A 24523-nucleotide genomic window follows, 5' to 3' on the forward strand; every position below is an offset into this window, starting at 1 on the left:
AAAAGGTGTCCACACGATGCGCTTTTTGACCCATGTCAAAGTTGCGTCATGTATGATCTGGAAGAAGACGCTTTCATATAAGCCAGTTCTGGAGCCTGCCCCGTGAGCGATTCCGACCCCGCCCCCAGCCTATACGCCGCCAGGGAGCCTATCTTTCCAAGGCGTGTGTCCGGACAGTTCCGCAACCTCAAATGGATCATCATGGCGGTGACCCTGGGTATCTATTATCTGACGCCCTGGATTCGCTGGGATCGCGGTCCCAGCCTGCCGGATCAGGCGGTGCTGCTGGATATGGCCAATCGACGGTTCTACTTCTTCTGGATCGAAATCTGGCCACATGAATTCTATTTCGTGGCCGGTTTGCTGATCATGGCCGGGCTTGGCCTGTTTCTGTTTACGTCTGCCCTTGGGCGTGTCTGGTGCGGGTACGCCTGCCCTCAGACCGTCTGGACCGACCTGTTCATCCTGGTCGAACGCTGGATCGAAGGTGACCGGAACGCGCGCCTGCGGCTGCACCGGCAGAAAAAGCTGGATGCGCGAAAGGTCCGGCTGCGGCTGACGAAATGGGCGGCATGGTTCCTGATCGGCCTCGCCACCGGCGGGGCGTGGGTATTCTATTTTGCCGATGCGCCGACACTGGCGCGTGATCTGGTGACCGGCAACGCACATCCGATCGCTTACACCACGATGTTGGTATTGACCGGCACGACCTTTTTCTTTGGCGGTTTTGCCCGCGAACAGATTTGTATCTACGCCTGCCCGTGGCCGCGGATTCAAGCGGCGATGATGGATGAGGATACACTGGTTGTCGGATATCGCGAATGGCGGGGCGAGCCGCGCGGAAAAGGTAAGCGCACGGCGGATTCCGAACTGGGCGACTGCATCGACTGCATGGCCTGCGTCAATGTCTGTCCGGTCGGCATCGACATTCGCGACGGTCAGCAGCTTGAGTGCATTACCTGCGCGCTGTGTATCGATGCCTGCGATGACATGATGGCCAAGGTCGGCAAACCTCGTGGTCTGATCGACTATATGGCGCTCAGCGATGAAGAACGAGAGCGTTCGGGTCATAAGCCCAAGAACGTGTGGAAACACATCCTGCGACCCCGCACGATCATGTATACCGTGCTTTGGTCTCTGATCGGGTTTGCCTTGCTGTTTGCACTGTTCATCCGCTCGGATATCGATCTGACGGTCGCACCGGTTCGCAACCCAACCTTCGTGACCCTGTCCGACGGTTCGATCCGAAATACGTATGATGTGCGCCTGCGCAACAAACACGGAGAAGAACGGCCCTTCCAGCTGTCTCTCAGCGGCGATCCTTCCATGCAGCTTCAGATCGAGGGTGTGGAAGGCGATACCGTCACAGTTACCGCTGACACGGCACAGCTGACGCGTGTATATATCGTGACACCCAAAGAGGCGTTGCCCTCGAGCGCGGCCAATACGCCCGTGCGGATTTGGGTTGAGGATCTGAACAGCGGAGAACGGGCCTCCAAGGACACTACGTTCAACGGGAAAGGCAATTGAAGGTGACAGAACGCCGTTTCACAGGAAAGCATGCGTTGGCCCTTTTTGTCGGGGCCTTTGGCGTCATCATCGCGGTCAACCTCGTGCTTGCCTACAGCGCAGTAAAGACGTTTCCCGGACTTGTGGTCAAAAACTCGTATGTTGCCAGTCAGGATTTCAATGAACGCTTGAGCGAGCAGAGAGCTCTTGGCTGGTCCGTGAGCGCCGACCTGACAGGTGGGTTGGTCATTCTGAAGTTCACCGACGAACTGGGCGCCCCGGTCGAGGTCGCCGATTTGCAGGTCGTGATCGGCCGCGCCACCCATGTGCGCGACGATTTCACCCCCGAGTTTACCTTTGACGGCGTGGCCTATGTCGCCAAAGCGGAATTGGGCAAGGGAAACTGGAACATCCGGCTGGCGGCAAAGTCGTGGGACGGCGCCGATTTCACTCAGCGCATTCCGCTATACGTGAAGGGGTGACGTGATGGCTGCGGATGTCAGTTCTGGCACAGCGGCTTGCCCCGGATGCCTTGCGGCCCCGACCGAACCCGCAAGGCCAATCCGGGAAGACGTGCAAATTGCGCTGTCGCTGCCCGGGATTCACTGTTCGGCCTGTATCGCCACCGTCGAGCGGGTGCTGAACGCCTGTCCGGGCGTCGGGAACGCAAGGGTCAACCTGACCCTGAAGCGTGCGATGATTCAGGCCGAGCCAGGTATTCAGGCATCTGATCTGATCCCCGTGCTGGAAGGCGCCGGGTACGAGGCGCATGAACTGGACCCCGGAGCATTGTCGGCCACACAAACGGACCGGGCCGGGCGTGATCTGCTGATGCGGTTGGCGGTTGCCGGATTCGCGTCGATGAATGTCATGCTGCTGTCCGTCTCGGTCTGGTCCGGCGCGACGGATGCGACCCGCGATATGTTCCACTGGATTTCGGCAGCCATTGCACTGCCCGCAATCGCGTTTTCGGCAAAACCGTTCTTTGCGAATGCATGGTCGGCGTTGCGGGTCAGGCGGCTGAATATGGACGTGCCGATTGTTCTGGCGATCCTGCTGGCTCTGGTCACGTCCCTGTGGGAAACGGCGCTGAGCGGCGAGCATGCCTATTTCGACGCGGCGCTGACCCTTACGTTTTTCCTGCTGGCGGGGCGTTATCTGGATTACCGCACCCGAGCTGCGGCCCGGTCTGCAGCCGAAGAGCTGACCGCGCTGGAGGTTCCCCGGGCAACGAGGCTTGTGAATGGCGTTGAGGAAGAGGTTGCCGTTGCCTCGCTGAACGTAGGCGATTTGATTTTGGTACGCCCGGGCGGCCGGATGCCGGTGGATGGCGAAATCGTGTCGGGGCAGTCTGAACTCGACCGTTCGCTTCTGACAGGTGAGACGCTGCCGGTTTTTGCGGAGGCCGGGCTGAAGGTCAGTGCGGGCGAGGTCAACCTGACCGGCCCGCTGACGATCCGTGCAACTGCAGTTGGTGAAGACACGTCGCTGCACCGGATGGCCGATCTGGTTGCCATCGCGGAATCGGGCCGTTCGCGGTACACGTCGCTGGCGGACAAGGCGGCCAAACTGTACGCGCCGGGGGTGCACATCCTGTCCGCGCTGAGCTTTGTTGGCTGGTACATCTATTCCGGTGACGTCCGCACGGCGCTGAACATTGCGGCGGCTGTTCTGATCATTACATGCCCCTGTGCTTTGGGTCTGGCTGTTCCGGCCGTCACAACCGCTGCCTCGGGTCGTCTGTTTCGGCGCGGCATGCTGATCAAGCACGCGACGGCCCTTGAGCGGTTGGCCGAGGTGGATACCGTTGTTTTCGATAAGACCGGTACTTTGACCGCAGGCACACCGGAACTGACCAACCTTGGGGATCACGCGCGTGGTGATCTTGAGGTTGCGCTTGCATTGGCCGACGCGTCCTCGCATCCGCTGTCAGTGGCCTTGTCTAAGGCGGCCCGTGAGGCCGGCATAAGGCCAGCAAATGTTCAGGAAATCGCTGAAGTCCCCGGTTTCGGCACCGAAGGGATGTTTCGGGGCCAGCGTGTGAGATTGGGCCGGGCCGCCTGGACCGGAGGAAAACAGGGGGCCCAGACGGCGGCATGGCTGGCCGTTGGGACGCAGGCGCCGGTCGCATTTCTCTACTCGGACGCGTTGCGGCCGGGCGCAGAGAGCGCTGTCAATGCGTTCAAGACTGCTGGCAAGACCGTTCTTCTGGTTTCAGGCGATTCTCAGGGCGCAGTTCAGGCCCTTGCTGATCGTCTGGGAATTGCGGACTGGGTTGCCGAAGCGCTTCCGCAGGACAAAGCCCGCTATGTTCAGGAACTGGGGGATCAGGGGCAGAAGGTTCTCATGGTCGGGGATGGCCTGAACGATACCGCCGCGCTGGCGGCGGCGCATGTGTCGATCTCGCCCGCTTCGGCGCTGGATGCAGCACGGGTTGCTTCGGATATCGTCCTGCTGGGCAACGACCTGTCACCGATTTCGGATGCGTGTGACACGGCCGTCAGGGCAACCCGGCGGATCAGAGAGAACTTTCGGATTGCCACTGTTTACAACGTGATTGCGGTCCCTCTGGCGGTCGCGGGGCTGGCAACGCCACTGATTGCCGCATTGGCGATGTCGACCTCATCGATTACGGTATCGTTGAACGCTTTGCGCTTGAGGTGACGTGATGGAAGTGCTGGCTTATCTGATCCCCATTTCGCTGTTGTTGGGTGGCGTCGGTCTGGTTGCGTTCGTCTATACCGTGCGGACAAATCAGTATGAGGACCCCGAAGGGGATGCCCGACGTATACTCAGCGATGAATGGGATGATCGCCCGAAACCGTGATCTGCTGCAGAAATCACAATCGCACCACGCGATAGCCACCCTTGAAATTGCCGCAATGCCCGGCTATGTCCGGCCCATCCGCTAGCAGAGAGTTATGCCAAATGGCCACCATCAACCCGATCCAGTTCATTCAGCAGGTCCGCGCCGAAGTTGCAAAGGTCGTCTGGCCTACCCGTCGCGAGGTGCTGTTGACTACGGTCATGGTGTTCATCATGGCGGCGCTGACGGCTGTTTTCTTTGCTTTGGTCGATCTTGGTATCCGCGGCGGTCTGCAACTGATTCTCGGCGCCTTCGGCTAAGCCCGGATAAAAGGCTGCGGCCCGAGCCTGGCTCCATGGTGCGTTCACCTTTGTGATACCCATTGCCCCTTGCGCAATGCGCCGTGTGAGAGTAGTTGACGCGGTAACTTTCGGGACAGGCGTGCGGCGATTCGGGTTGCGCGCCGCTTTTTGTTCCGGACAGCGCGGCGGGGCCGCGAATGGATTTCAATAACGGGTACATTCGAAATGTGAATGTGCCAAAGGTAAACAAGGACGGCAAGTTCATGGCGAAACGGTGGTACTCGGTCAGCGTTCTTTCCAACTTTGAAAAGAAGATCGCAGAACAGATCCGCACGTCCGTGGCCGAGCAGGGCCTTGAGGACGATATCGACGAAGTACTGGTGCCCACCGAAGAGGTGATCGAGGTGCGCCGGGGCAAGAAAGTCACGACCGAACGCCGTTTCATGCCCGGCTATGTGCTGGTGCATATGGAAATGTCCGACCAAGGATATCACCTGGTCAATTCGATCAACCGCGTCACCGGTTTTCTGGGCCCGCAGGGTCGCCCGATGCCGATGCGCGACGCTGAGGTGAACCAGATCCTCAACCGCGTTCAGGAAGGTGAGGAAACGCCCAAGCTGATGATCAGCTTCGAGGTGGGCGAGAAGGTCAAGGTCAACGACGGCCCGTTCGAGGATTTCGACGGCATGGTCGAAGGCGTGGACGACGAGAACCAGAAACTGAAAGTTTCTGTTTCGATCTTTGGCCGGGAAACACCGGTCGAACTGGATTTCATGCAGGTCACGAAGCAGAGCTAAGAATTCTGCTGAGAGAAATGAAAGCCGCGATGCCCTGTGCAGCGCGGTTTTTTATTTGGTATCTACTGAAAATGCTAAACTTCAGTCTCCTTTGTCTTGGGAGGTGAGATGAAGGATTCGGATTTTGAGTTGGTCGAAGCTGCAAAGGCGGCGATCGTGTCTCGCTTCATACCGGATTGGCACGTAGTCGGAGCGGCATTGCGCCTCAGATCAGGAGAAGTGGTGACCGGCGTTCACATTGAGGCAAACGTCGGCCGGATCGTCATTTGCGCCGAAGCCGTCGCATTGGGCCGCGCGGTTACTCAGCATGGATCGTCAGAGATCGACACGATTGTTGCAGTCTACCACTCGCAGGATGGGATTGTCCGCGTTGTCACCCCGTGTGGTATGTGTCGCGAGATGATCTCGGACTACGCACCTGAGGCAAGAGTGCTTGTTCCCGGTGAAAACCAAAGGTTCGAAGTCAGGACGATCTCTGAGCTACTACCAGAAAAGTACCGGCAAAACTGGACAGAGCAAAAACCCAACAATCAAGCATTCTGACGCGGGGAAATCTGCCTCCTGTTTCTGCGTTGCGATCTATTTTGCTTGCGTCACGCCATGAGGGTGCGAAGCTTGATTTCGCGTGCAAGGCCATCCAACTAAATTGTGTGGCAGGCCACTTGCCAACCCCACCATTCCCCTATAAACGCCGCCTCTATCGTCTTCGGGCGAGATTCTCTCGTGGGAGGTTGCTGGGATCGCGATCCCGGATCGGACCACGCAACATAATCTGGTCGGGGCGCGCCCCAACCGAGTTGAAAGGAAAACCAAATGGCCAAGAAGCTTGCTGGTACAATGAAGCTGCAGGTTCCTGCAGGTCAGGCGAACCCGTCGCCGCCAGTTGGTCCGGCGCTGGGTCAGCGCGGCATCAACATCATGGAATTCTGCAAGGCGTTCAACGCCAAGACCGCAGACATGGAGCCCGGCGCTCCGTGCCCGACCGTGATCACCTATTATCAGGACAAGTCCTTTACCATGGACATCAAGACGCCGCCCGCGTCTTACTACCTGAAAAAAGCGGCTGGTCTGAAGCCGGTTGGCAAGCGGAACCGCCCCCGCGGCGCGGAAAACCCCGGTCGTGAAACCGTGGCAACCGTGACCTCCAAGCAGGTTCGCGAAATCGCCGAAGCCAAGATGAAAGATCTGAACGCCAACGACGTCGAAGGCGCAATGCAGATCATCCTGGGCTCGGCCCGCTCCATGGGCATCGAGGTGAAGTAAGATGGCAAAACTCGGTAAACGTACCCGCGCTGCGCGCGAAGCTGTCGCCGGCAAGGAAAACCTGTCGGTTGAAGAAGCGGTCGCTCTGGTCAAGGCCAACGCAACCTCGAAATTCGACGAGACCATCGAAATCGCACTGAACCTGGGCGTTGACACTCGTCACGCAGACCAGATGGTTCGTGGCGTTGTCGGCTTGCCCAACGGCACCGGCAAAGCGATGCGCGTTGCTGTTTTCGCTCGCGGCCCCAAGGCGGACGAAGCGAAAGAAGCAGGCGCGGATATCGTTGGCGCAGAAGACCTGATGGAAACCATCCAGGGCGGCACCATCGAATTCGATCGCTGCATCGCCACCCCGGACATGATGCCGATCGTCGGTCGTCTGGGTAAGGTCCTGGGCCCCCGCAACCTGATGCCGAACCCCAAGGTCGGCACCGTGACCATGGACGTGAAAGCGGCCGTGGAAGCAGCCAAGGGCGGTGAAGTTCAGTTCAAGGCGGAAAAAGGCGGCGTTGTGCACGCCGGAGTTGGCAAAGCGTCGTTTGACGAAGCCAAGCTGGCCGAAAACGTTCGTGCTTTCGTCTCGGCTGTTGCCAAGGCCAAGCCGTCGGGCGCCAAAGGCACCTACATGAAGAAAATCGCGCTGAGCTCGACCATGGGCCCAGGCGTGACTCTGGATGTGGCTGCCGCTTCGGGCGAATAAGCCCAGGCGTTCAGGTTTGAAGATTTGATCCCGGGTGGTGCGAACCGCCCGGGATCTTTGTCATTTAAGAGCTACCATACTTTTATCGAAGAGGGTTTGGCTCAAGCTCATCATGAAAAGTGTCGACTCGATGTATACTCAACAAAATCGAGAAGGACCTCTTACGGCTTCGCAATCTAGGTTATATAGAAGTACAAGGTCTTCTCGAAGTGACCATGCATCTTCATCGCCGATGCCTGACGCGGAGATTTCCCTATCCACGATGGATTTGAGTGTAGGCAACAAGTCACAGTCGGGCGTTTCTCCAATCCTAAACTTCATATCGAGTGCTTCTTCGCATTCACTTTGGAAACGATAGCCATATCGGTTTTCATTCTGTTCAAGTTTGACCATGATTTGTTGTTCTACATCTTGTTGATCGGTTCCATAGCGATCAAATCCTCCATCCGCGTAAACGACGAGAGCTCCTACACCCACAAATAGTAACAGTATTGCAAACACCTTTGCCCAAGTCGCCTCACTGCGAAAAAACGAATACAAGACGAAAACAGAAATAACTATGAGTGCTGTGAACAGCCGCGGTCCGCTGTCTCCAATCCATTCCAAGACGTCAATGATGATTTTCATTCCCTAATTTCTCCAATTTTTTTAAAGCAGCAAAAATTCTTCATCCATACCACTACACGTTACGGTGTGTTGCCAAATGTTGCAAAGTCGTAACCTTCGTTGATACACTCGGCTAGAGCGGTACAATCGCCGATACTTCTTCCATTCCCGTTGGCCACTTTGTTTTACCGAACCAATCGCGGCCTATCGTTTGGGCGTATGCTCGCTCGCGGTCATTTTCTCATTGGTTTGGTTTCTGGTTGTTGTCGCCAATTTACCCCTTGGAAACCCCCGCTATCTGGCCTAAGTAGGGCTGCGGAATAAAGCGTGCGATTCGTCGTGCGCTTTATTTCGTTTCGTCCAAGACGGTGGGTGGGTCCGTTCGGTCCCTTAATTCCCTGCCTGAGACGGGAAAGACCAAAGAATTCGAGGGTCCATCCCTCGGGCGAATTTTGGCTCAACCCCGTAACAACGGACCTGAACGCCGGGGCGTAAGCCGCGGCAAATATGAGCCGGGGTGAGATATCATCCCTAACTTGGAGAGAACTGTGGATAGAGCCCAGAAAGAGAAAGTGGTCGAGGAACTCGGCCAGATCTTCGAAAGCTCTGGCGTCGTTGTGGTTGCCCACTACGTCGGTCTGACAGTTGCCGAGATGCAGGACCTGCGCGCGCGTGCACGCGAAGCGGGTGGGTCTGTGCGTGTTGCCAAGAACAGGCTCGCCAAAATCGCCCTCGAGGGTAAGCCGTGTGCAAGCATGGCCGACCTGCTGACGGGTATGACCGTTCTGACCTATTCCGAGGACCCCGTGGCAGCAGCCAAGGTGGCCGAGGACTTCGCCAAGGAGAACAAGAAGTTCGAAATCCTTGGCGGTGCAATGGGCGAGAACGCTCTGGACCGTGCCGGCGTCGAAGCCGTGTCGAAAATGCCGTCGCGCGAGGAGCTTATTGCTACCATCGCGGGCATGATCGGCGCACCTGCTTCGAACATCGCTGGCGCAATTGGCGCACCTGCAAGCAACATCGCAAGCATCCTGTCCACCATCGAAGAGAAGGCGGAAGCTGCGTAAGCGGTTGGCACTGAATGATCTGCGTGGGGTGAACACCCTGACGTTGGAACACACACTGTAAACGGAAAGAGCTGATACAATGGCTGATCTGAAAGCACTCGCTGAAAGCATCGTGGGTCTGACCCTGCTGGAAGCACAAGAACTGAAAACCATCCTCAAAGACGAGTACGGCATCGAGCCCGCAGCAGGCGGCGCAGTTGTCATGGCTGCTGCTGGCGACGCCGGTGGCGCTGCTGAGGAAGAAAAAACCGAATTCGACGTCGTTCTGAAGAACGCCGGCGCTTCGAAAATCAACGTGATCAAAGAAGTTCGCGGCATCACCGGTCTGGGCCTGAAAGAAGCCAAGGAACTGGTCGAAGCCGGCGGCAAGATCAAAGAAGGCGTGTCGAAAGACGAAGCCGAAGAAGTCAAAGGCAAGCTGGAAGCAGCTGGCGCAGAGGTCGAACTGGCCTAAGCCCTTTGTCTGGTGCGTCGCTGATGCACCGCAGAATTTGGCTGGGTCCGGAGAAATCCGGGTCCAGCCGAACCTGTCTTAGAAAGGGCCTCATGATCTGGGGCATTTTCTAAGACGCGGTTCGCGGATCGGGAGGCCGCCACTCGGGACGGTGGCCATGAATTGATCCGGACGTGTCGTCTCTAATGTGCAAGGCGCCGGGGCCCGACGGTGTCTTTGCCCGCTGAGAACATCGAAAGGTGACATCTGACATGGCTCAAACGTTCCTTGGCCAGAAACGTCTTCGTAAATATTACGGCAAAATCCGCGAAGTGCTGGAGATGCCGAACCTCATTGAGGTCCAGAAATCTTCTTATGATCTTTTCCTGCGCTCCGGCGATGCAGAGCAGCCCACTGACGGCGAAGGCATCAAAGGTGTGTTCCAGTCGGTTTTCCCGATCAAGGATTTCAACGAAACCTCCGTTCTGGAGTTCGTGAAATACGATCTGGAAAAACCCAAATATGACGTCGAAGAGTGCATGCAGCGCGACATGACCTACAGCGCGCCGCTCAAGGTCACTCTGCGCCTGATCGTATTTGATGTCGACGAAGACACCGGCGCCAAGTCGGTCAAGGACATCAAGGAACAAGACGTGTTCATGGGGGACATGCCCCTGATGACGCCGAACGGGACGTTCATCGTGAACGGCACCGAGCGTGTGATCGTGTCCCAGATGCACCGTTCGCCCGGCGTGTTCTTCGACCACGACAAGGGCAAGACCCATTCCTCGGGCAAGCTGCTGTTTGCCTGCCGCATCATCCCGTATCGCGGCAGCTGGCTGGACTTTGAGTTCGACGCCAAGGACATCGTATTCGCTCGTATCGACCGTCGCCGCAAACTGCCTGTGACGACCCTGCTGTATGCGCTGGGTCTGGATCAGGAAGCGATCATGGACGCCTATTACAACACCGTGTCCTACAAGCTGGACAAGAAGAAGGGCTGGGTCACGCCGTTCTTCCCCGAGCGTGTGCGCGGTACCCGTCCTACCTATGATCTGATCGACGCGAAATCCGGTGAAGTGATTGCCGAAGCAGGCAAGAAGGTCACTCCGCGCGCGGTCAAGAAGCTGATCGATGAAGGCAGCGTCACTGACCTGCTGGTTCCGTTCGATCACATCGTTGGCAAATACGTCGCCAAGGACATCATCAATGAAGAAAACGGCGCGATCTATGTCGAAGCCGGTGATGAACTGACGCTGGAATATGACAAGGACGGCGATCTGATCGGTGGCACCGTCAAAGAGCTGATGGATGCGGGCATCACCGACATTCCGGTTCTGGACATCGACAACGTTAACGTCGGCCCCTACATGCGCAATACCATGGCTCAGGACAAGAACCTGAACCGTGAAAGCGCGCTGATGGACATCTACCGCGTCATGCGCCCGGGCGAGCCGCCCACCGTCGAGGCCGCGTCGGCCCTGTTCGACACCCTGTTCTTCGACAGCGAGCGTTATGACCTGTCCGCCGTTGGCCGGGTGAAGATGAACATGCGTCTGGCTCTGGACGCGCCGGATACCCTGCGCACCCTGCGCCGCGAAGACATCGTGGCCTGCATCAAGGCGCTGGTGGAACTGCGTGACGGCAAGGGCGACATCGACGATATCGACCACCTCGGCAACCGTCGTGTGCGTTCGGTCGGCGAACTGATGGAAAACCAGTACCGCGTCGGCCTGCTGCGCATGGAGCGCGCGATCAAAGAGCGTATGTCGTCGGTCGAGATCGACACCGTCATGCCGCAGGACCTGATCAACGCGAAACCGGCTGCGGCTGCTGTCCGCGAATTCTTCGGCTCGTCGCAGCTGTCGCAGTTCATGGACCAGACCAACCCGCTGTCCGAGGTTACCCACAAACGCCGTCTCTCGGCGCTTGGCCCGGGTGGTCTGACACGTGAGCGTGCGGGCTTTGAGGTTCGCGACGTGCACCCGACCCACTATGGTCGGATGTGCCCGATTGAAACGCCGGAAGGTCCGAACATCGGTCTGATCAACTCGCTGGCCACCTTTGCCCGAGTGAACAAGTACGGCTTCATCGAAACACCGTATCGCGTTGTTAAAGACGCCGAGGTGACCGATGAGGTTCACTACATGTCCGCGACCGAGGAAATGCGTCACACCGTGGCGCAGGCGAACGCGACGCTGGATGCGGATGGCAAGTTCATCAACGATCTGGTTTCGACCCGTCAGGCCGGTGACTACACCCTCGCCCCGCGCGAGAATGTGGACCTGATCGACGTGTCGCCGAAACAGCTGGTTTCGGTCGCCGCATCGCTGATTCCGTTCCTTGAAAATGACGACGCCAACCGCGCTCTGATGGGCTCGAACATGCAACGTCAGGCGGTTCCGCTGCTGCGGGCCGAGGCGCCGCTGGTCGGTACCGGGATCGAGGAAAAGGTTGCGATCGACTCGGGCGCTGCAATTCAGGCGAAACGCGCAGGTATCATCGACCAGGTCGATGCCCAGCGTATCGTTATCCGCGCCACCGAGGATCTGGAACTGGGCGACGCTGGCGTTGACATCTATCGTCTGCGCAAATTCCAGCGTTCGAACCAGAACACCTGCATCAACCAGCGTCCGCTGATCAAGGTGGGTGACACCGTCCAGAAGGGCGAGGTCATTGCCGACGGCCCGTCGACCGATATGGGTGAACTGGCCCTTGGTAAGAACGTGGTCGTCGCGTTCATGCCGTGGAACGGTTACAACTACGAAGACTCGATCCTGATCTCGGAGCGTATCGCGCGTGACGACGTCTTTACCTCGGTCCATATCGAGGAATTCGAAGTCGCCGCCCGTGACACCAAGCTGGGTCCGGAAGAGATCACCCGCGATATCCCGAACGTCGGTGAAGAAGCGCTGCGTAACCTCGACGAGGCGGGCATCGTTTACATCGGTGCGGATGTTGAACCGGGCGATATTCTGGTCGGCAAGATCACACCGAAGGGCGAAAGCCCGATGACCCCGGAAGAAAAGCTGCTGCGCGCCATCTTTGGTGAGAAAGCATCTGACGTGCGCGACACCTCGCTGCGCGTGAAGCCGGGCGATTACGGTACCGTGGTCGAGGTCCGCGTCTTCAACCGTCACGGCGTCGAGAAAGACGAACGTGCGCTGCAGATCGAGCGTGAGGAAGTCGAACGTCTGGCCCGCGACCGGGACGACGAACTGGCGATCCTTGACCGCAACATCTATGCGCGTCTACAGGGCATGATCCTGGGTAAAACCGCTGTCAAAGGCCCGAAAGGCGTCAAGGCTGGTTCGGTGATCACCGAGGAGCTGCTGGAAACCCTGACCCGCGGTCAGTGGTGGCAGCTGGCACTGGAAGACGAGCAGGACGCGCAGGTTGTCGAGGCTCTGAACGAACAGTACGAAGTGCTCAAGCGTGCTCTGGACGCCCGTTTCGAGGACAAGGTCGAAAAGGTCCGTCGCGGCGACGACCTGCCGCCGGGTGTGATGAAGATGGTCAAAGTCTTCATCGCTGTTAAGCGCAAGCTGCAGCCGGGCGACAAGATGGCCGGTCGTCACGGGAACAAGGGTGTGATCTCCAAGGTTGTTCCGATGGAAGACATGCCGTTCCTGGCCGATGGTACGCCGGTCGACTTCTGTCTGAACCCGCTGGGTGTGCCCTCGCGTATGAACGTAGGCCAGATCCTTGAAACCCATATGGGTTGGGCCGCGCGCGGTCTGGGTCTGAACATCGACGAGGCACTGGGTGAATACCGCCGTTCCGGCGATCTGACCCCGGTCCGCGAGGCGATGAAGCTGGCCTATGGCGAGGATGTCTACGAAGAAGGCATCAGCGGCATGGACGAAGGGCACCTGATCGAGGCGGCGGGCAACGTGGCCCGTGGTGTTCCGATCGCGACCCCGGTCTTTGACGGCGCGAAAGAGGCGGATGTCAACGACGCGCTGGTACGTGCGGGCTTCTCGGAAAGCGGTCAGTCGGTTCTGTTCGACGGTCGCACCGGCGAGCAGTTTGCACGTCCGGTGACCGTGGGCATCAAGTACCTGCTGAAACTGCACCACCTGGTGGACGACAAGATCCACGCGCGTTCGACCGGGCCGTACAGCCTGGTTACCCAGCAGCCGCTGGGTGGTAAGGCGCAGTTCGGTGGTCAGCGCTTTGGTGAGATGGAGGTCTGGGCTCTGGAAGCTTACGGCGCCGCCTACACCCTGCAGGAGATGCTGACGGTGAAATCGGATGACGTCGCCGGCCGGACCAAGGTCTATGAGTCGATCGTCAAGGGCGAGGATAACTTTGAAGCGGGCGTACCGGAATCGTTCAACGTTCTGGTGAAAGAAGTCCGTGGCCTCGGCCTGAATATGGAACTCCTGGATGCGGAGGTTGAGGAGTAAGGGCGCTGCCCTTTCTCCCGTCCCCCCTTCCGCAAGATTTGAGGTAACAAATGAACCAGGAAATCACCAACAACCCGTTCAACCCGCTGACGCCGCCGAAGGTTTTCGACGAGATCAAGGTCTCGCTGGCGTCGCCTGAGCGGATCCTGTCTTGGTCCTATGGCGAGATCAAGAAACCTGAAACCATCAACTACCGGACGTTCAAGCCCGAGCGTGACGGCCTGTTCTGCGCGCGTATCTTTGGCCCGATCAAAGATTACGAATGTCTGTGCGGTAAATATAAGCGGATGAAGTATCGCGGCGTTGTCTGCGAGAAATGCGGTGTGGAAGTCACCCTGCAGAAAGTCCGCCGCGAGCGTATGGGCCACATCGAACTGGCCGCGCCCGTCGCACACATCTGGTTCCTGAAGTCGCTGCCGTCCCGCATCGGTCTGATGCTGGACATGACGCTGCGCGATCTGGAACGCGTTCTGTACTTTGAAAACTACGTCGTCATCGAGCCCGGTCTGACCGACCTGACCTACGGCCAGATGCTGACCGAAGAAGAGTACATGGATGCGCAGGATGCCTATGGCATGGACGCGTTCACCGCGAATATCGGTGCCGAAGCCATTCGTGAGATGCTGGCCCAGATTGATCTGGAAGCCGAAGCCGAGCAGCTGCGCGCTGATCTGGCCGAAGCAACCGGGGAGCTGAAGCCCAAGAAGATCATCAAACGTCTGAAGGTCGTTGAATCCTTCCTCGAATCGGGCAACCGGCCCGAGTGGATGGTTATGACCGTGATCCCGGTCATCCCGCCGGAACTGCGTCCGCTGGTTCCGCTGGATGGTGGCCGTTTTGCGACTTCGGATCTGAACGATCTGTATCGCCGCGTCATCAACCGGAACAACCGTCTGAAGCGCCTGATCGAACTGCGCGCGCCTGACATTATCGTCCGCAACGAAAAGCGGATGCTGCAGGAATCCGTTGACGCTCTGTTCGACAACGGCCGTCGTGGCCGCGTGATCACCGGCGCCAACAAGCGTCCGCTGAAATCGCTGTCGGACATGCTGAAAGGGAAACAGGGCCGCTTCCGTCAGAACCTTCTGGGTAAGCGCGTCGACTTCTCGGGCCGTTCGGTCATCGTGACCGGGCCGGAACTCAAGCTGCACCAGTGTGGTCTGCCCAAGAAGATGGCGTTGGAGCTGTTCAAGCCGTTCATCTACTCGCGCCTTGAAGCCAAAGGTCTGTCTTCAACCGTGAAACAGGCGAAGAAACTAGTCGAGAAAGAGCGTCCCGAAGTGTGGGATATCCTCGACGAGGTGATCCGCGAACACCCTGTCATGCTGAACCGTGCGCCGACGCTGCACCGTCTTGGCATTCAGGCGTTCGAGCCGGTCCTGATCGAAGGTAAAGCCATCCAGCTGCACCCGCTGGTCTGTTCGGCCTTTAACGCCGACTTCGACGGTGACCAGATGGCTGTTCACGTTCCGCTGAGCCTTGAAGCACAGCTGGAAGCCCGTGTTCTGATGATGTCGACGAACAACGTTCTGTCGCCTGCAAACGGCGCACCGATCATCGTTCCTTCGCAGGACATGATCCTGGGTCTCTACTATGTGACCCTGGAACGCGAAGGCATGCCGGGTGAAGGCAAGGTCTTTGGTTCGATCGACGAAGTTCAGCATGCGCTGGACGCGGGTGAGGTGCATCTGCACACGAAAATCACCGCGCGGATCATGCAGATCGACGACGAAGGCAACGAAGTTCAGAAGCGTTATGAAACCACTCCGGGCCGTCTGCGTCTGGGTGCGTTGCTGCCGATGAACAACAAGGCGCCTTTCGATCTGGTCAACCGCCTGCTGCGGAAGAAAGAAGTGCAGCAGGTGATCGATACCGTCTACCGCTACTGCGGTCAGAAAGAGTCGGTTATCTTCTGTGACCAGATCATGTCGATGGGCTTCAAAGAGGCTTTCAAGGCCGGTATCTCGTTCGGCAAGGACGACATGGTGATCCCCGATGGCAAATGGGGCATCGTGGACGATACCCGTGGTCAGGTTAAGGACTTTGAACAGCAGTACATGGATGGCCTGATCACTCAGGGCGAAAAGTACAACAAAGTCGTCGACGCCTGGTCCAAGTGTAACGACCGCGTCACCGAAGCGATGATGAGCACGATCTCATCGTCCGAACGTGACGCCGCGGGTGCCGAACAGGAACCGAACTCGGTCTACATGATGGCCCACTCGGGTGCGCGTGGCTCGGTCACGCAGATGAAGCAGCTGGGCGGCATGCGCGGCCTGATGGCCAAGCCGAACGGCGACATCATCGAAACGCCGATCATCTCGAACTTCAAGGAAGGTCTGACCGTTCTTGAATACTTCAACTCGACCCACGGCGCCCGTAAGGGTCTGTCGGATACCGCTCTGAAGACGGCGAACTCGGGCTACCTGACCCGTCGTCTGGTGGACGTGGCGCAGGACTGCATCGTTCGTGAGATCGACTGCGGAACCGAGCGCGCGATCACTGCGGAAGCAGCGGTTAACGACGGTGAGGTTGTCGCTTCGCTGGCCGAACGTGTGCTGGGCCGTGTCTCGGCCGACGATGTTCTGCGTCCGGGTACGGACGAGGTGATCGTGGCCGCTGGTCAGCTGATCGACGAACGCATGGCCGACACCATCGATGAAGCCGGTGTTGCGTCGATGCGCATCCGTTCGCCTCTGACCTGTGAGTCCGAGGAAGGCGTTTGTGCAACCTGCTACGGTCGTGACCTTGCACGCGGTACCATGGTGAACACGGGTGAGGCTGTCGGCATCATCGCCGCCCAGTCCATCGGTGAACCCGGTACGCAGCTGACGATGCGGACCTTCCACATCGGCGGTGTTGCGCAAGGTGGTCAGCAGTCGTTCCAGGAAGCCAGCCAGGACGGTGTGGTTGTCTTTGAGAACCCGCAGATTCTGGTCAATTCCGCAGGCGAAAGCCTGGTCATGGGCCGGAACATGAAGCTGGTGATCAACGACGAACACGGCGAAGAGCGTGCCAGCCACAAGCTGGGCTACGGCTCCAAGCTGTTCGTCAAAGACGGCACCAAGGTTGCGCGTGGCGACAAGCTGTTCGAGTGGGATCCCTACACCCTGCCGATCATCGCCGAAAAGGCTGGTACCGCGAAATACGTTGACCTGGTTTCGGGCCTTGCCGTCCGTGACGAGACCGACGAAGCAACCGGTATGACCCAGAAGATCGTGATCGACTGGCGCGCGGCCCCCAAAGGCAGCGACCTCAAGCCCGAGATCATTCTGGTCGGTGAAGATGGCGAGCCGGTCCGCAACGATGCGGGCAACCCGGTTCACTATCCGATGTCGGTGGATGCGATCCTGTCGGTCGAAGATGGCCAGACCATCGAAGCCGGTGACGTTGTTGCGCGTATCCCGCGTGAAGGCGCCAAGACCAAGGACATCACCGGTGGTCTGCCGCGTGTGGCCGAACTGTTCGAAGCCCGCCGCCCGAAAGATCACGCGATCATCGCAGAAGCCGATGGTTACGTGCGCTTTGGCCGCGACTACAAGAACAAGCGCCGCATCAGCATCGAACCGGCGGACGAGTCGCTGGAGCCGATCGAGTACATGGTGCCCAAGGGCAAGCATATCCCGGTCGCGGAAGGTGACTTTATCCAGAAGGGTGAATACCTGATGGACGGTAACCCGGCTCCGCATGACATCCTGTCCATCATGGGTGTCGAAGCGCTGGCGGATTACATGATCGACGAGGTGCAGGACGTTTATCGTCTGCAGGGCGTGAAGATCAACGACAAGCACATCGAAGTCATCGTGCGCCAGATGCTGCAGAAGTGGGAGATCCTGGATTCAGGCGACACCACCCTGCTGAAAGGCGAGCATGTCGACAAGCAGGAGTTTGACGCAGCCAACGAGAAGACACTCTCGCGTGGTGGACGTCCGGCTCAGGGCGAACCGATCCTCTTGGGGATCACCAAAGCCTCGCTGCAGACACGTTCGTTCATCTCGGCGGCGTCCTTCCAGGAAACCACCCGCGTGCTGACCGAAGCTTCGGTTCAGGGCAAGAAGGACAAGCTGGTTGGCCTGAAAGAGAACGTCATCGTTGGACGTCTGATCCCTGCCGGTACCGGTGGTGCGACACAGCGTGTCCGCCATATCGCCCAGCAGCGCGACAATGTGGTGATCGAGGCACGTCAGGAAGAAGCAGAGGCCGCAGCGGCCCTTGCAGCACCGATCATGGAAGACGACATCATCGGTGATGAGCTGGACGTACTGGTCGAAACTCCGGAAAGCCGCGAGTAACTGACGTCAGATACTTACCGGAAAGGCCCCGCAATTTGCGGGGCCTTTTCTATTGGGGCAGGTGCTTTCAAGCGTGGAAGCCCATGTTCGGAAGACACCGCAAAGCAGTCTTTCACAGTGATGGTCGCAAGGCTCGGTTGGCTTGGGGGCCTAGCTACTTCCCGCTTGTTCCGCATAGGACTTGGCGTCAAACCAACCCTGCGAAGACTGAACCTTCAAATTGGCATTCAAGTCCCATTCTTCCCAACCATGGATCTTTAGTGGCCGGTCAGTTGCAGCATCGTGCCCTGTAAACGTCCACAAAAATAGAACATGATCTTCCGAGATGCGTACATCATCGCATGTCAGCGACAAGTCAGGCACATCCCGAAAAAAACCAGCCGCCATGTCACGCACGCGGGAATTTCCAGACCAAGGTTCACCTCGGTTGATCACGATTTCACCGTCCTGTGCATAGAACGACGCGACAGCATCCGGAGACTTCGAGTTCCACGCCTTTGTATAACTCTGCGCCATTTGCATTATTGTCGTCGGGCTCATTTTGTACTCCTCTTAGATTTTCATGCGACTCAATCATCGAAAATTCGGAGTAATTGCGCTTGAGGAGGGCATGTGGAAACGCTTAGGATTTTATTGTGGTTTACACTGCTTCAACACGAGGCTCTGGCCGAGGCGCTGAGAGGTACACGTTTGGTGAGTTCACGCTGGACGTAAATCGGCACACGCTGACAAAGTCTCGCGAAGCAGTGCCAATTGAGCCAAAAGTCTTCGATCTTCTCAGACTCCTTCTTGAAAATGCGGGCGAGCTGATTACACGCGACAGATTGATTGCCGAGATTTGGAAGGGTCGCGTGGTCTCGGACTCTGCGATTAGTGCATGCGTCGCATCGGCGCGGCGCGCAGTGGACGACGACGGGCAGAAGCAGGCTGTTATCAGAACGGTCGCGCGGCGCGGTTTTACTTGTTGTGCAGTTGTAGAAGCTGAGGTTGTGGACGCCCCACACCCCCAAAGAACACTGGCGCCAAGACTCCGATTCACCAAGAGCCGAGAGCAAAAGTCCCTTGCTTATGCGATAGCGGGCGATGGTCCGCCAATCATCTACACAACCTTCGGCGGGACCAGTATCGAAGCGAACTGGTCCTCGCCGTTCTTCCGCCCGCTATTTGATGCGATCTGCGCGCAAAACACATTGGTCGTCTTTGACGAAGTTGGCAGCGGTCAATCCGAATTGGATATGGCGTCCGCAGGGGTTGAGGCTGTGGCACACGAAATACTCAGCGTGGCCGATGCCGCAGGGCTTGATCGTTTCGGGCTGTTTAGCCAATCCGGTTCTGCACTGTCTGCAATCTACCTTGCGGCCCACTTTCCAGAACGTGTTTCAGCAATGGTTCTGAATGGAGGATACGCCGAAGGGCGCAATCTTCGACCGGAAGCTAGCGGCACAAAAGAAATGTTTGGTATGATCTCTGAAGCTTGGGACAACCCGGACAGCAACTTTCTTCTCGCGTACTCGTTGCTTTATTTCCCGGAAGGTCCACTTGACCTGGCAAAAGACATTGTCGAGATCATGAATGAAGCGTGCCCTGCCGAAAATATTCTGAGAATGCGGCAGGCTATGAACAACGCTTCTGTGGTTGACCTGCTTCCACAAGTGCAGTCCCCAACACTAATCGTGCATGCGCGCAGAGACGGGATCCACCCTCTTGAACAAGCGCGAATGCTGGCGGCCGGCATTCCTGAATCCCAGCTTCTTATCCTTGATTCCGCAAATCATGTTCCAATGCCTTCCAGTCCGGATTGGGAGGCATTCTTGGAGGCAACGATCAGCTTTTTGAATGCGTGAACCGATCCGGCTTTTGGGAATTGGTGCCGCCAATCAGTTGTCTGCAATTTGCATTGGTCCGATCTGTGTGGGGATATTGACAGTTGGCTTTAGACATTTGACCAATACTCAATATCTGAATCTCCGGACTTTGACTGAATGACACCCAACGTGAAAGGCGCCCTCTTGATGATGGGCAGCATGGCGGCGTTTACCGTGAACGATACACTGGTAAAGCTGGTCGGCCAGGATATGCATCTGTTTCAGCTGGTCACCATGCGCGGCGTTCTGGCGACGGTTCTGATCTATACTCTGGCGCGGCATCTGGGCGCGCTGCACCTGAACTTTCCGCGACATGATCGCTGGCTTGTCGCCATCCGATCTATTTGCGAACTGTTGGCCACGCTCTTTTTCCTAACTGCGCTGATGCATATGCCTTTGGCAAACGTCACGGCGGTGCTTCAGGCCCTGCCTCTGACCGTTACTCTGGGGGCTGCCTTGTTTTTTGGGGAAACCGTGGGCTGGCGCAGAAAGATCGCCATTGGTGTCGGATTTCTCGGAATGCTGTTGATCGTCCGCCCGGGACCGGACGGATTCAGCATCTATGCCGTCTATGCATTGATTACGGTGGCCGTGATCACCGTACGGGACCTGATAACGCGGCGCATGTCGGTCGAGGTTCCGTCCATGGTCGTGACACTGGCGGCTTCGCTGACCATTACGCTCAGCGCCGGAGTGGCCTCTGTGGTGACCGGCTGGACACCAGTGACGGTGGGTATCGGTATTCTGATTGCCTCGGCGGCGGTGCTTGTACTGCTGGGCTACCTATTCAGCGTCATGGTCATGCGTGTGGGTGAGGTGGGTTTCGTCGCGCCGTTTCGTTATTCCGGCGTTCTCTGGGCATTGGGTCTGGGGTGGCTGGTCTTTGGTGACTGGCCGGATGCGATCACGATGTTGGGTGCGGTGCTCGTGGTTGGCGCCGGCCTGTTTACCCTGTTCCGGGAACGTGTCAGCAAGGACGGGACGCAGGCAGACTGAAATCCGGCACCGTCTTGCAATGCCGGTCAGATGCCCTCATAAGCGCGTGGACCGGTCCTTACCGCCCCTGTTCTGGCGCGGCTGTTGACACCCGGTCCGACTCCCCCTATACGCGCGTCATCTCGGTTCAGGGGGCCGCCCCGAAGCCGATTCCAGTAATGAACTGGTCAAGGCCCGGACAATTTTGCAGTTCGCGCCCTCTGATAACCAACCGCGACGTTCACCTCGGAATGGGAACGCTCGCGGGTTTTGCGCTTGTGGACGCATGAGTGCAGCAAATTTAACCGCACGCATCACGCGTGCATGCCATGTGTGTTGCAAAACGGGGATATAACCGGAATGCCAACGATCCAACAGCTGATCCGCAAGCCGCGGCAGCCGAAAGTAAAACGCTCGAAGTCCATGCACCTGGAGCAGTGCCCGCAGAAGCGCGGCGTTTGCACCCGCGTGTACACCACCACACCGAAGAAACCGAACTCGGCTATGCGTAAGGTTGCCAAGGTGCGCCTGACCAACGGGTTCGAGGTCATCTCGTACATCCCCGGTGAAAGCCACAACCTGCAGGAACACTCGGTTGTTCTGATCCGTGGCGGCCGTGTAAAAGACCTTCCCGGTGTGCGTTACCACATCCTGCGCGGTGTTCTGGATACTCAGGGCGTCAAAGACCGTAAGCAGCGTCGTTCGAAATACGGCGCGAAGCGTCCCAAGTAAGAAGGAGAGGCTGATATGTCACGTCGTCACGCCGCCGAAAAACGCGAAGTTCTGCCTGACGCCAAATTTGGCGACAAGGTTCTGACCAAATTCATGAACAACCTGATGATCGACGGCAAGAAGTCGGTCGCAGAGCGCATCGTCTACAACGCCTTTGACCGCGTTGAGACCAAGATCAAGCGCGCCCCTGTCGAAGTGTTCCACGAAGCGCTTGACAACATCAAACCGTCGGTCGAGGTTCGCTCGCGCCGGGTTGGTGGTGCAACCTATCAGGTTCCGGTCGAAGTTCGCCCCGAGCGCCGCGAAGCACTGGCCATCCGCTGGCTGATCACTGCTGCGCGCGGCCGCAACGAAAACACCATGGAAGAGCGCCTTGCCGGCGAGCTGCTGGACGCCGTTCAGTCCCGCGGTACCGCCGTCAAGAAACGCGAAGACACCCACAAGATGGCCGAGGCGAACAAAGCCTTTAGCCATTATCGTTGGTAATCCGAGAGGCTTAGACCAATGGCACGCGAATATCCGCTCGAACTGTACCGTAACTTCGGTATCATGGCGCACATCGACGCAGGTAAGACCACCTGTTCGGAGCGTATCCTGTACTACACTGGTAAATCCCACAACATTGGTGAGGTGCACGATGGTGCAGCCACCATGGACTGGATGGAGCAGGAGCAGGAACGCGGCATCACCATCACTTCGGCTGCGACCACCACCTTCTGGGAGCGCACCGAGGACGGTCAGACCGCTGATACCCCTAAGCACCGCCTGAACATCATCGACACCCCCGGCCACGTTGACTTCACCATCGAAGTCGAACGCTCGCTGGCGGTTCTCGACGGTGCCGTCTGCGTACTGGACGCAAACGCCGGTGTTGAGCCCCAGACCGAAACCGTGTGGCGTCAAGCTGACCGCTACAAGGTTCCGCGTATGGTTTTCGTCAACAAGATGGACAAGATCGGCGCAGACTTCTTCAACTGCGTTCGCATGATCGAAGACCGCACCGGCGCACGCGCTGTTCCGGTTGGTATTCCGATCGGCGCCGAGTCCGAGCTGGAAGGCCTGATCGACCTGGTCACCATGGAAGAGTGGCTGTGGCAGGGCGAAGATCTGGGCGCAAGCTGGATCAAAGCACCGATCCGCGACAGCCTGAAAGACATGGCTGACGAATGGCGCGGCAAGATGATCGAAGCGGCCGTCGAAATGGACGACGACGCGATGATGGAATACCTGGAAGGCAATGAGCCCGACGTTCCGACCCTGCGCGCCCTGCTGCGCAAAGGGACCTTGGACATCGCGTTTGTTCCGGTTCTGGGTGGTTCGGCGTTCAAGAACAAAGGCGTTCAGCCTCTGCTCAACGCTGTGATCGACTATCTGCCCAGCCCGCTGGACGTTGTCGATTACATGGGCTTCAAACCCGGCGACGAGGAAGAAGTTCGTGACATCGCACGTCGTGCGGACGACAACATGGCCTTCTCGGGCCTGGCGTTCAAAATCATGAACGACCCCTTCGTTGGCTCGCTGACCTTCACCCGGATCTACTCGGGCACCATGAACAAGGGTGACTCGATCCTGAACTCGACTAAAGGTAAGAAAGAGCGCATCGGTCGTATGATGATGATGCACTCGAACAACCGGGAAGAGATCGAAGAAGCGTTTGCAGGCGATATCATCGCGCTGGCGGGTCTGAAAGACACCACCACTGGTGACACCCTGTGTGACGCGAAGGATCCGGTGGTTCTGGAAACCATGACCTTCCCCGACCCGGTGATCGAGATCGCGGTTGAGCCCAAAACAAAGGGCGACCAGGAAAAGATGTCCCAGGGTCTGGCCCGTCTGGCCGCCGAAGACCCGTCCTTCCGCGTGGAAACCGACCTGGAATCGGGTCAGACCATCATGAAGGGCATGGGCGAACTTCACCTGGACATCCTGGTGGACCGTCTCAAGCGCGAGTTCAAGGTCGAGGCGAACATCGGTGCACCTCAGGTGGCATACCGTGAAACCATCTCGATGCCTGTCGAACACACCTACACCCACAAGAAACAGTCGGGTGGTTCGGGTCAGTTCGCCGAAGTCAAGCTGGAGATCCAGCCGACCGAGGCGGGCGAAGGCTATTCGTTCGAGAGCCGCATCGTTGGTGGTGCCGTTCCGAAGGAATACATCCCCGGTGTTGAAAAAGGCATCAATTCGGTCATGGACAGCGGCCCGCTGGCTGGCTTCCCCGTGATCGACTTCAAGGTTGCCCTGCTGGACGGTAAATTCCACGACGTTGACTCGAGCGTTCTGGCGTTCGAAATCGCATCGCGGATGTGTATGCGTGAAGGCATGCGCAAAGCTGGCGCGAAACTGCTGGAACCGATCATGAAGGTCGAAGTGATCACCCCGGAAGAATACACCGGCGGTATCATCGGCGACCTGACCTCGCGTCGGGGCCAGGTGTCTGGTCAGGAACCACGCGGCAACGCAATCGCGATCGACGCGTTTGTTCCGCTGGCGAACATGTTCGGCTACATCAACACCCTGCGTTCGATGTCGTCGGGCCGTGCTCAGTTCACCATGCAGTTCGACCACTACGATCCGGTTCCGCAGAACATCTCGGACGAGATTCAGGCGAAATACGCATAAGCGAAGATTTGAGGGAGCTCGGTTAACGGGCTCCCTTCATTACCGAAAAAGGAGGCCATCATGGCAAAGGAAAAGTTTGAGCGTACAAAACCGCACGTCAACATCGGCACGATTGGCCACGTTGACCATGGTAAAACGACGCTGA

Annotated in this window: 21 protein-coding genes; 19 read left to right on the top strand and 2 right to left on the bottom strand. The window is 57.9% G+C overall.

Features of this window, described 5'->3' with window-relative positions:
- Positions 1–102 precede the first annotated feature (102 nt).
- The 9 genes from ccoG (at position 103) to rplA (ending at position 7377) form a co-directional block, all read left to right on the top strand.
- Positions 103–1530 carry a cytochrome c oxidase accessory protein CcoG gene (ccoG, locus tag ACR0D6_RS21705; RefSeq protein WP_480767068.1) on the top strand — a complete coding sequence of 476 codons (1428 nt, stop codon included), beginning with the start codon at positions 103–105 and terminating at the stop codon, positions 1528–1530.
- Positions 1531–1532: 2 nt separating this feature from the next.
- Positions 1533–1991, top strand: a complete 459-nt coding sequence (locus ACR0D6_RS21710) for a FixH family protein (protein WP_170657136.1) — start codon at positions 1533–1535, stop codon at positions 1989–1991.
- Between the two features lie 4 nt (positions 1992–1995).
- Positions 1996–4173 carry a heavy metal translocating P-type ATPase gene (locus ACR0D6_RS21715; RefSeq protein WP_480767069.1) on the top strand — a complete coding sequence of 726 codons (2178 nt, stop codon included), beginning with the start codon at positions 1996–1998 and terminating at the stop codon, positions 4171–4173.
- 4 nt (positions 4174–4177) lie between these two features.
- Positions 4178–4336, top strand: a complete 159-nt coding sequence (ccoS, locus tag ACR0D6_RS21720; RefSeq protein ID WP_480767070.1) for a cbb3-type cytochrome oxidase assembly protein CcoS — start codon at positions 4178–4180, stop codon at positions 4334–4336.
- Between the two features lie 101 nt (positions 4337–4437).
- Entirely contained in the window at positions 4438–4635 is a 198-nt protein-coding gene (secE, locus tag ACR0D6_RS21725) for a preprotein translocase subunit SecE (protein ID WP_170657127.1), read from the top strand.
- Between the two features lie 245 nt (positions 4636–4880).
- On the top strand, positions 4881–5414 hold the full coding sequence (nusG, locus tag ACR0D6_RS21730) for a transcription termination/antitermination protein NusG (RefSeq protein WP_480732475.1): 534 nt from the start codon (positions 4881–4883) through the stop codon (positions 5412–5414).
- Positions 5415–5522: 108 nt separating this feature from the next.
- Entirely contained in the window at positions 5523–5957 is a 435-nt protein-coding gene (locus tag ACR0D6_RS21735) for a cytidine deaminase (protein WP_480767071.1), read from the top strand.
- 270 nt (positions 5958–6227) lie between these two features.
- Positions 6228–6677 carry a 50S ribosomal protein L11 gene (gene rplK / locus ACR0D6_RS21740; RefSeq protein WP_010440985.1) on the top strand — a complete coding sequence of 150 codons (450 nt, stop codon included), beginning with the start codon at positions 6228–6230 and terminating at the stop codon, positions 6675–6677.
- Position 6678: 1 nt separating this feature from the next.
- Positions 6679–7377, top strand: coding sequence for a 50S ribosomal protein L1 (gene rplA / locus ACR0D6_RS21745; protein ID WP_170427361.1), 699 nt, complete (start codon positions 6679–6681; stop codon positions 7375–7377).
- A gap of 138 nt (positions 7378–7515) precedes the next feature.
- On the opposite strand, the gene ACR0D6_RS21750 is transcribed toward rplA, so the two are convergent.
- The gene (locus tag ACR0D6_RS21750) at positions 7516–8004 is read right to left on the bottom strand and encodes a hypothetical protein (protein ID WP_480767072.1); all 489 of its coding nucleotides are present in this window, start codon (positions 8002–8004) and stop codon (positions 7516–7518) included.
- Between the two features lie 527 nt (positions 8005–8531).
- Between ACR0D6_RS21750 and rplJ the strand changes: the two genes are divergently transcribed.
- From rplJ to rpoC, 4 genes are all read left to right on the top strand, one after another.
- Positions 8532–9050 carry a 50S ribosomal protein L10 gene (gene rplJ, locus ACR0D6_RS21755; protein WP_170657118.1) on the top strand — a complete coding sequence of 173 codons (519 nt, stop codon included), beginning with the start codon at positions 8532–8534 and terminating at the stop codon, positions 9048–9050.
- Between the two features lie 79 nt (positions 9051–9129).
- The gene (gene rplL / locus ACR0D6_RS21760; RefSeq protein WP_170657115.1) at positions 9130–9504 is read left to right on the top strand and encodes a 50S ribosomal protein L7/L12; all 375 of its coding nucleotides are present in this window, start codon (positions 9130–9132) and stop codon (positions 9502–9504) included.
- A gap of 251 nt (positions 9505–9755) precedes the next feature.
- A complete protein-coding gene (rpoB, locus tag ACR0D6_RS21765; protein ID WP_170657112.1) occupies positions 9756–13892 on the top strand; it encodes a DNA-directed RNA polymerase subunit beta in 4137 nt (1378 codons plus the stop codon).
- 50 nt (positions 13893–13942) lie between these two features.
- Positions 13943–18184: a DNA-directed RNA polymerase subunit beta' gene (rpoC, locus tag ACR0D6_RS21770; RefSeq protein WP_480767073.1), complete on the top strand. Its 4242-nt coding sequence runs from the start codon at positions 13943–13945 to the stop codon at positions 18182–18184.
- A 150-nt stretch (positions 18185–18334) separates the two neighbouring features.
- Here the strand turns inward: rpoC and ACR0D6_RS21775 are convergent, their stop codons facing one another.
- A complete protein-coding gene (locus ACR0D6_RS21775) occupies positions 18335–18724 on the bottom strand; it encodes a nuclear transport factor 2 family protein (protein WP_480767074.1) in 390 nt (129 codons plus the stop codon).
- 206 nt (positions 18725–18930) lie between these two features.
- Here ACR0D6_RS21775 and ACR0D6_RS21780 point away from each other — a divergent pair, with 206 nt between their 5' ends.
- The 6 genes from ACR0D6_RS21780 to ACR0D6_RS21805 all read left to right on the top strand — a co-directional run.
- Positions 18931–20028 carry an alpha/beta hydrolase gene (locus ACR0D6_RS21780; RefSeq protein ID WP_480767075.1) on the top strand — a complete coding sequence of 366 codons (1098 nt, stop codon included), beginning with the start codon at positions 18931–18933 and terminating at the stop codon, positions 20026–20028.
- 138 nt (positions 20029–20166) lie between these two features.
- On the top strand, positions 20167–21045 hold the full coding sequence (locus ACR0D6_RS21785; RefSeq protein ID WP_480767076.1) for a DMT family transporter: 879 nt from the start codon (positions 20167–20169) through the stop codon (positions 21043–21045).
- Positions 21046–21384: 339 nt separating this feature from the next.
- Positions 21385–21756: a 30S ribosomal protein S12 gene (gene rpsL, locus ACR0D6_RS21790; RefSeq protein WP_005621086.1), complete on the top strand. Its 372-nt coding sequence runs from the start codon at positions 21385–21387 to the stop codon at positions 21754–21756.
- 15 nt (positions 21757–21771) lie between these two features.
- Entirely contained in the window at positions 21772–22242 is a 471-nt protein-coding gene (rpsG, locus tag ACR0D6_RS21795) for a 30S ribosomal protein S7 (RefSeq protein ID WP_170446863.1), read from the top strand.
- 18 nt (positions 22243–22260) lie between these two features.
- Complete coding sequence (fusA, locus tag ACR0D6_RS21800) at positions 22261–24378, top strand: elongation factor G (protein ID WP_480767077.1); 2118 nt, start codon at positions 22261–22263, stop codon at positions 24376–24378.
- A gap of 60 nt (positions 24379–24438) precedes the next feature.
- The coding region (locus ACR0D6_RS21805; RefSeq protein ID WP_170377556.1) for a GTP-binding protein at positions 24439–24523 on the top strand (85 nt) is incomplete at its 3' end.

This window comes from Ruegeria sp. BJ6, assembly GCF_056537885.1.

Bases quoted from the DNA above. Each gene is read 5' to 3' on its own strand.
- rplK (WP_010440985.1), top strand. From the start codon at position 6,228: ATGGCCAAGAAGCTTGCTGGTACAATGAAGCTGCAGGTTCCTGCAGGT.
- rpsL (WP_005621086.1), top strand. From the start codon at position 21,385: ATGCCAACGATCCAACAGCTGATCCGCAAGCCGCGGCAGCCGAAAGTA.
- nusG (WP_480732475.1), top strand. From the start codon at position 4,881: ATGGCGAAACGGTGGTACTCGGTCAGCGTTCTTTCCAACTTTGAAAAG.
- ACR0D6_RS21775 (WP_480767074.1), bottom strand. From the start codon at position 18,724: ATGAGCCCGACGACAATAATGCAAATGGCGCAGAGTTATACAAAGGCG.
- ACR0D6_RS21735 (WP_480767071.1), top strand. From the start codon at position 5,523: ATGAAGGATTCGGATTTTGAGTTGGTCGAAGCTGCAAAGGCGGCGATC.
- ACR0D6_RS21750 (WP_480767072.1), bottom strand. From the start codon at position 8,004: ATGAAAATCATCATTGACGTCTTGGAATGGATTGGAGACAGCGGACCG.
- ccoS (WP_480767070.1), top strand. From the start codon at position 4,178: ATGGAAGTGCTGGCTTATCTGATCCCCATTTCGCTGTTGTTGGGTGGC.
- rpsG (WP_170446863.1), top strand. From the start codon at position 21,772: ATGTCACGTCGTCACGCCGCCGAAAAACGCGAAGTTCTGCCTGACGCC.
- secE (WP_170657127.1), top strand. From the start codon at position 4,438: ATGGCCACCATCAACCCGATCCAGTTCATTCAGCAGGTCCGCGCCGAA.
- ACR0D6_RS21785 (WP_480767076.1), top strand. From the start codon at position 20,167: ATGACACCCAACGTGAAAGGCGCCCTCTTGATGATGGGCAGCATGGCG.
- rplL (WP_170657115.1), top strand. From the start codon at position 9,130: ATGGCTGATCTGAAAGCACTCGCTGAAAGCATCGTGGGTCTGACCCTG.
- ACR0D6_RS21715 (WP_480767069.1), top strand. From the start codon at position 1,996: ATGGCTGCGGATGTCAGTTCTGGCACAGCGGCTTGCCCCGGATGCCTT.
- fusA (WP_480767077.1), top strand. From the start codon at position 22,261: ATGGCACGCGAATATCCGCTCGAACTGTACCGTAACTTCGGTATCATG.
- rpoC (WP_480767073.1), top strand. From the start codon at position 13,943: ATGAACCAGGAAATCACCAACAACCCGTTCAACCCGCTGACGCCGCCG.
- rpoB (WP_170657112.1), top strand. From the start codon at position 9,756: ATGGCTCAAACGTTCCTTGGCCAGAAACGTCTTCGTAAATATTACGGC.
- rplA (WP_170427361.1), top strand. From the start codon at position 6,679: ATGGCAAAACTCGGTAAACGTACCCGCGCTGCGCGCGAAGCTGTCGCC.